Origin of the sequence: Mycobacterium sp. IS-1742 (assembly GCF_001500125.1) — a bacterium.
Classification (GTDB): Bacteria; Actinomycetota; Actinomycetes; order Mycobacteriales; family Mycobacteriaceae; genus Mycobacterium.
On record NZ_LQIV01000011.1, the window covers coordinates 15,330 to 27,956 of the forward strand.

At 71.0% G+C, this 12,627-nt stretch carries 10 protein-coding genes; 5 read left to right on the top strand and 5 right to left on the bottom strand.

Annotated elements, in window-relative coordinates; all coding sequences use genetic code 11:
- Positions 1-29: 29 nt before the first annotated feature.
- Together moeA and AU196_RS08120 are read right to left on the bottom strand one after the other, a co-directional pair.
- Complete coding sequence (gene moeA, locus AU196_RS08115; protein WP_059094600.1) at positions 30-1,226, bottom strand: molybdopterin molybdotransferase MoeA; 1,197 nt, start codon at positions 1,224-1,226, stop codon at positions 30-32.
- Between the two features lie 2 nt (positions 1,227-1,228).
- The gene (locus AU196_RS08120; RefSeq protein WP_059094601.1) at positions 1,229-2,140 is read right to left on the bottom strand and encodes an SDR family NAD(P)-dependent oxidoreductase; all 912 of its coding nucleotides are present in this window, start codon (positions 2,138-2,140) and stop codon (positions 1,229-1,231) included.
- Between the two features lie 35 nt (positions 2,141-2,175).
- Between AU196_RS08120 and AU196_RS08125 the strand changes: the two genes are divergently transcribed.
- From AU196_RS08125 to AU196_RS08140, 4 genes are all read left to right on the top strand, one after another.
- Complete coding sequence (locus AU196_RS08125) at positions 2,176-2,667, top strand: PH domain-containing protein (protein WP_157546147.1); 492 nt, start codon at positions 2,176-2,178, stop codon at positions 2,665-2,667.
- The gene (locus AU196_RS08130) at positions 2,664-4,124 is read left to right on the top strand and encodes a PH domain-containing protein (protein ID WP_059094603.1); all 1,461 of its coding nucleotides are present in this window, start codon (positions 2,664-2,666) and stop codon (positions 4,122-4,124) included. The genes AU196_RS08125 and AU196_RS08130 overlap by 4 nt, the downstream gene beginning before the upstream one ends.
- Before the next feature lie 45 nt (positions 4,125-4,169).
- Positions 4,170-4,985 (top strand): HAD-IIA family hydrolase, encoded by an 816-nt coding sequence (locus AU196_RS08135; protein WP_059094604.1) that lies wholly within the window; start codon positions 4,170-4,172, stop codon positions 4,983-4,985.
- 112 nt (positions 4,986-5,097) lie between these two features.
- Entirely contained in the window at positions 5,098-6,480 is a 1,383-nt protein-coding gene (locus AU196_RS08140) for an FAD-dependent oxidoreductase (RefSeq protein WP_059094605.1), read from the top strand.
- Here the strand turns inward: AU196_RS08140 and AU196_RS08145 are convergent.
- Positions 6,461-7,561, bottom strand: a complete 1,101-nt coding sequence (locus AU196_RS08145; RefSeq protein ID WP_059094606.1) for a helix-turn-helix transcriptional regulator — start codon at positions 7,559-7,561, stop codon at positions 6,461-6,463. The genes AU196_RS08140 and AU196_RS08145 overlap by 20 nt on opposite strands.
- A gap of 134 nt (positions 7,562-7,695) precedes the next feature.
- A complete protein-coding gene (locus tag AU196_RS08150; RefSeq protein WP_059094607.1) occupies positions 7,696-9,378 on the bottom strand; it encodes a DEAD/DEAH box helicase in 1,683 nt (560 codons plus the stop codon).
- A 222-nt stretch (positions 9,379-9,600) separates the two neighbouring features.
- Here AU196_RS08150 and AU196_RS08155 point away from each other — a divergent pair, with 222 nt between their 5' ends.
- On the top strand, positions 9,601-12,141 hold the full coding sequence (locus AU196_RS08155; RefSeq protein ID WP_059094688.1) for an excinuclease ABC subunit UvrA: 2,541 nt from the start codon (positions 9,601-9,603) through the stop codon (positions 12,139-12,141).
- On the opposite strand, the gene AU196_RS08160 is transcribed toward AU196_RS08155, so the two are convergent.
- The gene (locus AU196_RS08160) at positions 12,126-12,623 is read right to left on the bottom strand and encodes a cupin domain-containing protein (protein WP_059094608.1); all 498 of its coding nucleotides are present in this window, start codon (positions 12,621-12,623) and stop codon (positions 12,126-12,128) included. The genes AU196_RS08155 and AU196_RS08160 overlap by 16 nt on opposite strands.
- Positions 12,624-12,627 lie beyond the last annotated feature (4 nt).

Genomic DNA, 12,627 nt, shown 5'->3' on the forward strand with positions numbered 1-12,627 from the left:
GATTCTACGTGCGTGAGGTGTCGGCCTGGCTAGCTCAGGTCCCACAGGTTCACCCGCGATCCGGCGGGCAGCTCGCCGACGTCCTCTCCGATCTCGAGCAGACAGTTGGCCGACGCCAGCCAGCGCAGGTGGTGCGATGCGGGCGGCCCGTAGCTCATCACCTCGCCGGTGTACTGGTCGAACACGCCGCGGCGGAACTGGCGCTTACCGCGCGGCGACGTCAGATCCTCGGTCAGCACCGCGCTGCGGCGCGGACGTTCGGGCTGCGGTGCGCCCATCGCCGCGCGCAGCGGCGCCCGCAGGAACACCTCGAACGAGACCAGCGCGCTGACCGGATTGCCGGGCAGCGTGATGACGGGCGTCCCGCCGACGCGGCCCGCGCCCTGGGGCATACCGGGTTGCATGGCGACCTTGGCGAACTCGACCTCATCGGCTCCCAGGGTGTCCTTGACGACCTCGTAGGCGCCCGCGCTGACGCCGCCGGTGGTGATGATGAGATCGGCCTGCCCGGCGTACCGGTCCAGGGTGGCCCGAAACGCGTCGACGTCGTCGCCGGTCATGGTGGAGGCGATCACCTCCCCGCCCGCCTCCCGGACGGCCGCGGCGAGCATGACGGCGTTGGATTCGTAGATCTGCCCCGGCAGCAGCGGCGTCCCGGGCGCGACCAGTTCGGTCCCCGTCGACATGACCAGTACCCGCTGCGGCGGGATGACCGACAGTTCGCCGAGGCCGAGCGCCGCCGCGAGACCCAGGGCCGCCGGGGTGAGCGCGACCCCGGCCCGCAGCACCGTGGTGCCCGCGGTGACGTCCTCACCGGCGGTGCGGACGTGTTGGCCGGGCCGGACGGCGGACCGGATCTCGACGGTGTCGGTGGCGCCGTTCGTCGTCTCGACCGGGACCACCGCGGTCGCTCCGCGCGGCAGTGGCGCGCCCGTCATGATGCGGTGCGCGCTACCGGGCTGCAGCACCAGAGCATCGGTGCGCCCGGCGGGGATGTCCTCGGCGACCGGCAGGCGCGCCGGCCGGTCCTCGGTCGCGTCCGCGACGTCCTCGGCGATGACGGCGTATCCGTCCATGGCGGAGTTGTCGAACCCGGGCAGCGACAGCGGCGCGACGATGTCCTCGGCCAGCGTGAGGCCCAGCGTGGCGGCGATCGGCAGCCGGACCGGAGCGCGCCTCTCGATCAGCCCCGCGACGACCCGCTGGTGCTCTTCGACGGTCCGCATGGTCAGACGGGAAAGGTGACGCCGGTGAGTTCCTCGGACACGCTCCACAGCCGGCGCTGTGCGACTTCGTCGTACGAGCGGGCGTTGGACTGCACGAGTTTCGGATAGCCGCGCTGTTCGCCGATGCCGTCGGGACCGAAATACTGTCCGCCGCGCACGTCGGGGTCGGTCGCCGCGCGCAGCGTCGGCAACGCACCCATCTCGGCGCTCTGCGCCAGCAGACCCCAGACCAGTTGGACGGGTTTGCGCACCACGGGCCAGAGGTTCCGCGTCAGCTCGGTGTCGGATCCACCGGGATGCGCGGCGACGGCGATGGTCGGGGCGCCCTTGGCCGACAGCCGGCGGTTGAGTTCGTAGGTGAACAGCAGGTTGGCGAGCTTGCTCTGCCCGTAGGCGGTGATGCGGTTGTAGCTGCGTTCGGACTGCAGATCGTCGAAGTCCACGCGGCCGAAGCGGTGCGCGCCGCTGCTGACGGTCACGACACGCGAGCCCTCGACGGGGAGCAGGTTGTCGAGCAGCTGGCCGGTGAGGGCGAAGTGCCCGAGGTGGTTGGTGCCGAGCTGAAGCTCGAAACCGTCCTTGGTGGTGCCCTTCTCGGTCATCATCACGCCCGCGTTGTTGATCAGCAGGTCGATCCGCGAGTAGTCGGCGCGCAACTGGTCCGACGCCGCGCGGATGCTGTCCAGTGACGTGAGATCGAGTTCGCGCACCGTCACGTCGGCGTGCGGAAGCCCCGCGCGGATGCGCTCGGCCGCGGCGCGGCCCTTCTCGGTGTTGCGCACGGCCAGCACCACATGCGCGCCCCTCCCGGCCAGCACCGCCGCCGCCTCGTAACCGATGCCCGTGTTGGCGCCGGTGATGACGGCGACGCGGCCTTCCTGGTCGGGCACGTCTGACGCGGTCCATTGGGTCATGCCGAAACCCTACCCAGATGCGCCATGCTCGACCCATGGACGAAGTCGTTCTCGCCGATCCGGAGAACCGGCCGAGCGCCAAGGCGCCGCTGCTGTGGGCGACGTCGGCGGCGCTGCCGTGGCTGGTGCTGGTGGTGGCGCAGGTGGCCTGGTGGGCGACGGACCCGGCGACGGGGTGGCTGCACGCCCTCGCGGCGATGGGCACGGTCCTCGGCATCGTCGTGTTCGTCGGCGTCGTGCCGGTGTGGCGGTATCGGGTGCACCGCTGGGCGGTCGACACGCGGGCGGTCTACACGCGGACCGGTTGGCTCGTGCAGGAGCGCCGGATCGCGCCGATCTCGCGCGTGCAGACCGTCGACACCCAGCGCGGTCCGCTGGACCGGTTGTTCGGGTTGGCCAGCGTGACGGTGACGACGGCGTCGACGGCCGGGGCGGTGCGCATCGTCGCGCTCGACGCACCGGTGGCTGAACGGATCGTCGCGCAGTTGACCGACATCGCGGCGCTCGGCGAGCAGGACGCGACGTGACGGCCCCGGCTCCGGAGCGGCCGTGGCTGCGGCTGAGCCCGCGCATGCTGCTCGTCCACCCGGTGCACGAGGTGCTGCGTCAGGTCCCGGTGCTGATCGGTTCGGTGGTGCTGGGCTCGGCGACCGGGAATCCGTTGTGGGCGGTCGCCGCGCTGGTCGTGACGGTCGCCGTCGGGATCGCGCGGTGGTTCACGACGACGTACCGGATCGACGCCGAGGAGGTCCAGCTGCGTGCCGGTGTCCTGCAGCGCCGGGTGCTCTCGGTGCCGCGCAACAGGATTCGATCGGTGTCCACCGATGCCCGGTTGCTGCACCGGTTGCTCGGCCTGACCGTGCTGCGGGTGAGCACCGGGCAGGAGGCGCGCGGGGACGACGCGTTCGCGCTCGACGCGGTCGAGGCCGGTCAGGTGCCGCATCTGCGGGCCGAGCTGCTGGCCGGCTCGCTGACCGTCGCCGCCGATGCCGAACCACGGGGCCGCGTGCTGGCGCGCTGGCAGCCGGGATGGTTGCGGTACAGCCCGCTCAGCTTCACCGGCCTGGCGATGATCGCCGCCGCGGCCGGTCTGCTGTATCAGGCGGGAGTCGGTGCGCTGCTGCGTGATTCGGGCCTCGCCGAAGACGGCCGCGACGTCGCTGAGCGTTTCGGCGTGGCGGCGACGGTGGCCGCAGTCGTGCTCGCCGTGCTGACCGCGTCCGTGGTGCTGTCGGTGCTGCGGTCCCTGGTGACCTACGGCAACCTGCTCCTGCGGCGCGATGCGGACGTCCTGCACCTCGAACACGGCCTGCTGCGGCGGCGGGAACACACCTACGACATGCGCCGGCTCCGCGGCGGCACGTTGCGCGAACCGCTGCTGGTCAGGGCCTTCGGCGGTGCGCGGCTGGACGCGGTGATGACCGGGGTGGGCGGTGAGGGTGAGGCGTCGTTGCTGCTGCCGCCCTGCCCGGCGGCGACCGCACGCGCGGTGCTGAGCGATGTGATCGCCCGCGAACAGGAGGTCACCGGACCGCTGCGCAGCCACGGGGCGGCCGCGGCGCGGCGACGGTGGACCCGAGCGTTGGTGGCACCGGTGACGTCGGGTGTCGTGCTGGCGGTGGCAACCGTGCCTGCGGCGCCACCTGTCTGGCTGTGGGTGGTGTGGGCGGTGTTCGCGGTGGGCTGCGCGCTGCTCGCCGCCGACCGGGTCCGCGCGCTCGGGCACCGGGTCGGCGACGGCTGGCTGGTGGCGCGCACCGGCAGCCTCGAGCGGCGCCGCGACTGCATCGCCGGGCCCGGCATCATCGGGTGGACGGTGCGGCAGACGTTCCTCCAGCGGCGGTCCGGCGTGGCGACGCTGATCGCCGCCACCGCCGCGGGCGAAAAGGCCTACCGCGTCATCGACGTCCCCGCCGACGCGGCGTGGTCGATCGTGGCGGCGGCCTCGCCGTGGGTGAGGGACGTCCCCTGGGTGCGTGATTGACCGGGTCCGAGTTGCGCGCCGCGGGTGGCGGTTTACTGTCGGCGCATGGCGATCGGTGGGGTGCTCTTCGACATCGATGGCGTGCTGGTGACGTCGTGGCGGCCGATCGAGGGTGCGGCCGAGACCCTGGGGGTGCTCGCCGAACATCAGGTCGCGCGGTCCTATCTGACGAACACCACGACCAAGACCCGCAGGCAGATCGCCGACCTGCTCGTCGACGCCGGGATGCAGGTCACCGCCGACGAGGTGATCACCGCCGCGGTGCTCACCGCCGAGTACGTCCGCGACCGTTACCCGGGCGCCCGGTGTTTCCTGGTGAACAGCGGCAGGATCGGCGAGGACATGCCCGGCGTCGACCTGGTGTACGCCGGTGAATTCGGCCCCGACCACGTCCCCGAGCCACCGGATGTGGTGCTGCTCGGTGGTGCGGGCCCGGAGTACGACCACCTGACGCTGAGCTGGGTCTACGACTGGATGGCGCGCGGTGTGCCGGTGGTCGCCATGCACCGCAGCACATCGTGGAACACCGCCGACGGGCTGCGGATCGACACCGGGATGTACCTCATCGGGATGGAGGAGACGTCGGGTCGCAAGGCGACGGCGGTCGGCAAACCCGCACCCGAGGGATTCCTGGCCGCCGCGGGCCGCCTCGGTGTCGACCCCGACGAGATGTACATCGTCGGCGACGATCTGAACAACGACGTGCTGGCCGGTCAGGTGGTCGGGATGACGGGGGTGCTGGTGCGCACCGGCAAGTTCCGACAGGACACGTTGGACCGTTGGGCCGCGGACGAATTCGCGATGCAGCCCAACCACGTGATCGACTCCGTGGCCGATCTGCCCGGACTGCTCGGCCTGTGAGGCCGCCGTCGGTTGCCCGCTGCGCCAGGACATCTCAACCGTTCGGTTGAGGCGCGCCACCCCGCGAGATGGTTGGGTCGATCCCGACACCTATGACGGGGAGGGATGGGCCATGCCCAGAATCGGCGAGCACGCAGTGGTGTGCGGGGCGAGCATGGCCGGGCTCCTGGCCGCCCGGGTGCTCACCGACTACTACGACCGGGTCACCGTGGTCGAACGGGACAGGCTGGTCGACGAACCGGTGGCCCGCCGCGGCGTACCGCAGGGCTGCCAACCGCACGCGTTGCTCGCGCGGTGCGCGCAGATCCTCGACGAACTGTTCCCGGGATACCTCGACGACCTGGTCGCCGCGGGCGCCCACCGCTGGGACGACGGCGACATGTCGAAGTTCGACATCAGCTTCGCCGGCCACGTGATCCTGAACACCTGCAGGCTGCCGAGGCCCGAGACCCTGGTGCAGCACTACGCGAGCCGGCCGATGATCGAGCACCAGGTGTGGCGCCGGGTGTGCGCCCTGCCCCAGGTGAACATCGTCGACGGGCACCGGGTCGAGACGCTGCTGCGCTCAGGGTCCCGTGTCACCGGTGTGCGGGTGAGCGAGATCGACGGTCCCACAACCGATTTTCCCGCCGATCTGGTGGTCGATGCGTCCGGACGCGGGTCCCGGACCCCCGCCCTGCTGGCCGAACTCGGCTACGAGCGACCCGAGGTCGAGGAGCTGGTCATCCGGGTCGCGTACGCGAGCATGCCGGTGCGCATTCCGCCGGATACGCTGCGGCAGAACCTCATCATCCGGATGTTCGAGCCGGGACGCCCACGTGGGTTCGTCATGTTCCGGTGCGAGCGGGACGACTGGCTGGTCGCCGCGGGCACCCTCGGACCGGTCCGCCCGCCGAGCACCCCGGCCGAACTCCTCGACTTCGGCGAGGGGATCGCTCCGGCGTACGCGCTCGCCGCGGCGCGGGCGGCCGAACCGCTGGGCGGTGTCCGGGTGCACCAGTATCCGAGTAACCGCTGGCGCCGCTACGACAAGCTCAAGCGCTTCCCCGCGGGTTTCGTCGTCCTCGGCGACGCCGTCTGCAGCTTCAACCCCATCTACGGTCAGGGCATGACGGTCGCCGCGATCGAGGCGACGGTCCTGCGAGACTGTCTGCGCGCCGGCGACGCCGACCTTCCGCGCCGCTTCCACCGCGCGGCCGCCAAGACGATCCGGGTGGCCTGGCAGACGGCGGTCGGCAGCGATCTGGCCCTGCCGGAAGTGCAGGGCAGGCCGTCGATGTCGATGCGGCTCACCAACGCCTACACCGACCGGGTGCTGCGCGCCGCCGAGACCGATGCGGTGGTGGCACTGGACTTCCTGCGCGTCGTGGGGATGGTCGCGCCGCCCGCACAGTTGGTGCATCCGGCGACGCTGGCCAGGGTGGCGCGGGGGCAGCGCCGCCGCGCGTCCGCGGCGGGCGGCAGTGAATCCGCCCTCACGGCAGCAGCGCGGTGAGGAGACGGACCAGCTCGGCCTGACGGTGAGTGTCGGTCTTGTCGAAGACGTGCTGCAGGTGGGTCTTGACCGTGGCGACCGAGACCGACAACTCCTCGGAGATCGGCGTGAGCCCCTGCCCGCCCGCGACCCGCAGCGCGACGTCGCACTCACCGTTGGTGAGACCGAAGAGATTGCGCAGCATCTCCTTCGGCGGCTGCGGCCGGTTGTCGGGATCGACGACGACGACCAGGGCTCGCGGCTCGGCCCACACGCGCTCTCCACCGGCCGGAAACGGGAACGTGTGAGCGACGAAGGCGTGTCTGCCCGACGGGCGCGGACACAGCACCGACGCACCGGTGCGTGCACCGCCGTCGCCCATGCCCAGCGCGTCATACACCGCATGCTGAAGGGCCGCGTCCGCATCGGAGCGGAAGGCGCGCAGCCGACCGGACCGGACCGTCAGGCCGTCGGCGCGGCGCAACAGCATCGATGCGGTCGAATTGCAGTACAGCACAACGCTGTCGGCGGCGACGACCAGGACCGCCTGGCGCATGCTGTCGATCGCCCCGGCGAGGTCACCGGTGTCGCGCCTGAGCTCGGCGAGGTGTTTCTCGGTGCGCAGCGCCTGCTGGAAGTGGGGGATCAGGGCGGCGACGAGTTCGGCCCGTTCGGCGGTGACGAACGGTTCGTCGCGCCGCCGGTCGGCCACGATGAAACAGGCGGGGTGGTCGTCCCCGGTCAGCCGGACGAACAGCCCGTCGTCCATGTGGTTGGGCTGGATCCAGTCGCCGTTGAACTCGGACCGCTCGTCGAGGTCGACCAGCTGCCGCCCGCTGTGGATCAGTCCGACCGGACCCCGCTCCACGGTCTCGAGCACGTAGTCGATCCGGTGGTAGTACTCGCGGTAGGTGCGGTGGGCGTCGGGTGGCAGGCTGGCCCGCTCGGCGCTGCGCCCCACGTCCTCGGCGATCAGCATCGCCCCGGTGACCGCGCCGAGCGTGTGCCGGATGTCGGCCATCGCGTCCACCCAGTGCTCGGGCGTGACCGCGGCGTCGTGGATCGCCGAGACTAGGCGCGAGAATTCATCCAGCGTGACCATGGCCGGTACCCCGTGCGGACAACCGTTTTCATCGCGTACCCCCGGATTGCGCGTACAACGACTCTAGTTCTCGATCAGACCGGTGACAGCACTGCGGAGCGGACTGCTTACATCGTCAACGGACGCCTGACCCGTCAGGCCTTGAGCGTGCGCACCGCCGCGATACGGGCCTGCAACTGATCCGACGTCGCTGCGGCCACCGGCGGCCCACCGCAGATGCGGCGCAGTTCGTTGTGGATCCATCCGTGCGGCTTGTTGAGCCGGTGATGCGCCAGCGACACCAGCGTGTTGAGTTCCTGACGCAGTTCGCGCAGCTGGCCGTAGGGTGTGACCGGCGGCGGCTCGCCCGAGGCGGTGCGCCTGGTCAGCTGCTCCTCCTGTCTGCGCCGCAACAGATCTCGCATCTGGTCGGAGTCGAGCAGTCCAGGGATCCCGAGGTAGTCGGCCTCTTCGTCGCTGCCCGCCGGGGTGGCGGTGCCGAACGACGCGCCGTCGAAGATGACCTGGTCCAGTTCCGCGCTGGCGCCCAGCGATTCGAACCCGCGATCCTCTTCGGTGGGCTCGGTGCGGCGGCGTTCGACGAGTTCCTCGTCGCCCATCGACTCGCGGTGGGGTTTGCCGAGCACATGGTCGCGCTGGGCTTCCATCTGGCTGGCCAGCTCGAGGAGCGTCGGCACCGACGGCACGAAAATGCTGGCGGTCTCCCCGGGGCGCCGCGACCGCACGAAACGCCCGATCGCCTGCGCGAAGAACAACGGGGTCGATGCGCTGGTGGCGTAGACGCCGACCGCCAGCCGCGGCACGTCGACGCCCTCGGACACCATCCGGACCGCCACCAGCCACGGCGTGTCGCCTGCCGCGTACTCCGCGATCCGCGCCGACGAGCCGGGGTCGTCGGACAGCACCAGGGTCGGCGCCTGGCCGGTCATCTTCGTCAGCAGCGCCGCGTACTGGCGGGCGGCGGTCTGGTCGGTGGCGATGATCATCGCCCCGGCATCCGGTATCCCGCCGTCGCGCAGCTGGCGCAACCTGGTGTCCGCGGCCTTGAGGACCGCGGGGATCCACTCCCCGTTCGCGTCGAGCACGGTGCGCCACGCCCGCGCGGTCTGCTCGGCGCTCAGCGGTTCGCCGAGGCGGGCGGCGTGTTCCTCCCCGGCACTGCTGCGCCACCGCGCCTCACCGGAGTAGGCCAGGAAGATCACCGGGCGCACCACCCCGTCGGCCAGCGCGTCGGCGTACCCGTAGGTGTGGTCGGACTCCGAGCGCAGCAAACCTTCAGCGTCCGGGACGTAGTTCACGAACGGGATCGGGCTGTCGTCGCTGCGGAACGGGGTCCCGGTGAGCGAGAGGCGGCGGGTGGCGTCGCTGAACGCCTCGCGCATCGCCTCACCCCACGTCTTGGCGTCCCCGCCGTGATGGATCTCGTCGAAGATGACCAGGGTGCGGTAGTTCTCCGTCCGCACCCGGTGCCGGGTCGGGTGGCTGGCCACCTGGGCGTAGGTCACCGCGACGCCGTGGTACTCCGACGACGTCTGCGCCGAGGAGTTGCTGAACTTCGGGTCCAGCGCGATGCCCACCCGGGAGGCGGCCAGCGCCCACTGGATCTTGAGGTGCTCGGTCGGCACCACCACGGTGACACGTTCGACGGTGTCGACGGGGAGCAGCTCACCGGCGATGCGCAGGGCAAACGTGGTCTTACCAGCACCGGGGGTGGCGACGGCCAGGAAGTCGCGCGGCCTGGCGGCAAGATACCGCACCAATGCCCGACGCTGCCAGCCACGCAAAGCCTGGGTGTCGGGCGCTGCATAAGCCCGCACCCAAAGACTCCTCACTGATCGGACAGCAGCCTAGCGCAACGGATTCCGGGCGCGCACATCCGCGTGGCGCGTCGCCGGACAGACGGTGTGTCGCCCGGCGCCCGCGGCCGGGCCCTCGGTGGATGTCCGCGTTCACCCGGTCCGCCGCCCTCCGGGACCCGGCGCGGGGCGGCAGCAAACGTGGTGCCGGCCGACCGCATCGTGGGTACTCTTCTGCGCACGATGACGGCGATCGGTGAGCAGGCGGACGAGCACGATCCGCTCGTGCGCGTGTTCGGGACACGCGTGCACAACCTCAAGGGCGTCGACGTTGCCGCACCGCGTGACGCGCTCGTCGCGTTCACCGGGATCTCCGGGTCCGGCAAATCGTCCCTGGCGTTCGGGACGATCTACGCCGAGGCGCAGCGGCGGTACTTCGAGTCGGTGGCCCCGTACGCGCGGCGGCTGCTGCTGCCGAGCGGTGCGCCGAAGGTGGACGACATCACCGGACTGCCCCCCGCGGTGGCACTGCAGCAGCGGCGGGGGACCGCGACGTCGCGGTCGACGGTGGGGACTGTCACGACGCTGTCCAACCTGCTGAGGATGCTGTTCTCCCGCGCGGGCACCTACCCGCGCGGGGCCACCGAACGCCTGGACTCCGACGCGTTCTCGCCGAACACCGCGGTCGGCGCCTGTCCGGAGTGCCACGGGCTCGGCCGGATCCATCAGGTGACGGAGCAGACGCTGGTACCCGACCCGTCGCTGACCATCCGGGAGGGCGCCGTCGCGGCGTGGCCGGGGGCGTGGCAGGGGCAGAACCTCCGCGACATCCTCATCACGCTCGGCTACGACATCGACAGGCCATGGCACAAACTGCCGAAGCGCCAGCGGAATTGGATTCTGTTCACCGACGATCAGCCGACCGTCGAGATCGATCCGGGCAGCCACCCCGTCACCGCCGACTACTACTACAACGGGACGTTCTCGAGTGCCGAACGCCATGTCCGGCACACCCTGGCCAACTCGCAGAGCGCGACGATGCGCCGCCGGGTGCTGCAGTACGTGAACACCGTCGAGTGCGGGACGTGCGGTGGGTCGGGGCTGCGCCCGGAGGCGCTGACGGTGACCTTCGCGGGCCGCACCATCGGCGACTACGTGGCGATGCCGCTGGCCCGACTCGCCGACGCGCTCCGCCCGGTCGCCGCGCGAACCGATGCGGCGCCTGCGTTCGAATCGACGGAGTCCGGTGAGCTGACCGAGGTGGCCACGATGATCGCCGCTGACCTCGTCGCCCGTATCCAGGTGCTCATCGACCTGGGGCTGGGGTATCTGACATTGAACCGCCGCACCCCCACCGTCTCACCGGGCGAACTGCAGCGGCTCCGGTTGGCCACCCAGCTTCGCGCGGGGCTCTTCGGGGTGCTCTACGTCCTCGACGAACCGTCCGCCGGTCTGCACCCCGCCGACGCCGAGCCGCTGCTCGAGGTCCTGGATCGGCTTCGGCGGGCCGGGAATTCGGTGTTCGTCGTGGAACACGACATGGATGTGGTGCGGCGCGCCGACTGGATCGTCGACGTCGGCCCCGGCGCCGGCGAGCTCGGCGGCCGGGTGATCTACAGCGGACCCGTCGGCGGTCTCGCCGAAGTCGGCGAATCGGTCACCGGCAGATACCTGTTCGACACCGCACCGACCGCGACGCGGTCGCCGCGCGCGCCGTCGGGCTGGCTGCGCATGCGCGGCATCACGTCGCACAATCTGCGCGGCCTCGACGTCGACCTGCCGCTCGGCGTCTTCGCCGCGGTCACCGGGGTGTCGGGTTCGGGCAAGTCGACACTGGTGGTCAAGGTGCTCGGCGACGTGGTCAACCGTCAATTGGGACGCGCCGCCTTCCAAGCGGATTCGGACGCCGACGGGGACGATCCGGACGCCGAGATCGTCGACCTCGACCACGATGCGTCGATCGGGGTGAGCGCCGAGGGCGTCGAGGCGATCACCCGTCTGGTGGCCGTCGACCAGCGACCGATCGGACGGACCCCGCGTTCGACGCTGGCCACCTACACCGGACTCTTCGACGCCGTCCGGCGCGAGTTCGCGGCGACGCCCACGGCACGCCGACGGGGCTGGACGGCGGGCCGGTTCTCGTTCAATGTCGCCGAGGGCCGCTGCCCGACCTGCCAGGGTGAGGGGTTCGTGTCGGTTGAATTGCTGTTCCTGCCAGGGACATACGCCACCTGCCCGACCTGTGGCGGCGCGCGGTACAACGAGGCCACGCTGGCGGTGCGCTATCGCGGCCGCACGATCGCCGACGTCCTGGCGATGACCGTCGACGAGGCGCTGGAGTTCTTCGCCGACATCGCGGGCGCCTCGCGCAGCCTGGCGACGCTGCGTGAGGTCGGGCTCGGCTACCTGCGGCTGGGCCAGCCCGCCACCGAATTGTCAGGCGGTGAGGCGCAACGCATCAAGTTGGCGTCGGAGCTGCAGCGGCCCAAACGCGGCCACACGCTCTACGTGCTGGACGAACCGACCACCGGCCTGCACCCGGCCGACGTGGACCTGCTCGACGCGCAGTTGCACCGCCTCGTCGACGCGGGCAACACCGTCGTCGTCGCCGAACACGACATGCGGATGGTCGCGGGATCCGACTGGGTCGTCGACCTCGGACCGGGTGCGGGGGCCGACGGCGGGCGGGTGGTCGCCGCGGGCACCCCGCACGAGGTGAGTCGGGCCGAATGCAGCCGCACCGCACCGTATCTCGCGGCGCGACTGGCTCACTCGACGAAGTAGTTGTCGTTCTTGACGAACCACTCCCGGCGTTCCTCGTCGGTGAGCTCGCCGAGGTGGGCGAGCCCCTCGAAGTAGTGCTCGCGCGGCGCACCCGGCGCGAACAGCATGAGAACCGACGCCGGCTTGTCGGCCTCGTTGCGGAAACCGTGGATGCCGCCCGGTGGCACGTAGAGGAAGTCTCCGGCGTTCCCGTCGACCCACTCGGTGCCGTTGTAGAGCGACAGCATGCCCGACAGGACGTAGAACGCCTCAGACATCCCGCGGTGGTAGTGCGGACCGGGGCCGCCGCCCCGCGGCGCGATCTGCACCCGGTACAGGCCGTAGTCACCGCCGGTGTCCCGCTGGTTCGCCAGGTAGTGGTACTGGACGTGACCGAAGGCGTCGTAGTCCGGCGGCGAGTCACCGCGCTTGAGCCACGCACTCACCTCCGGTTCGTCGGCGGTGTAGCGCGGCGGCGGATAGGGCGGGACGACCAGCGACACACGA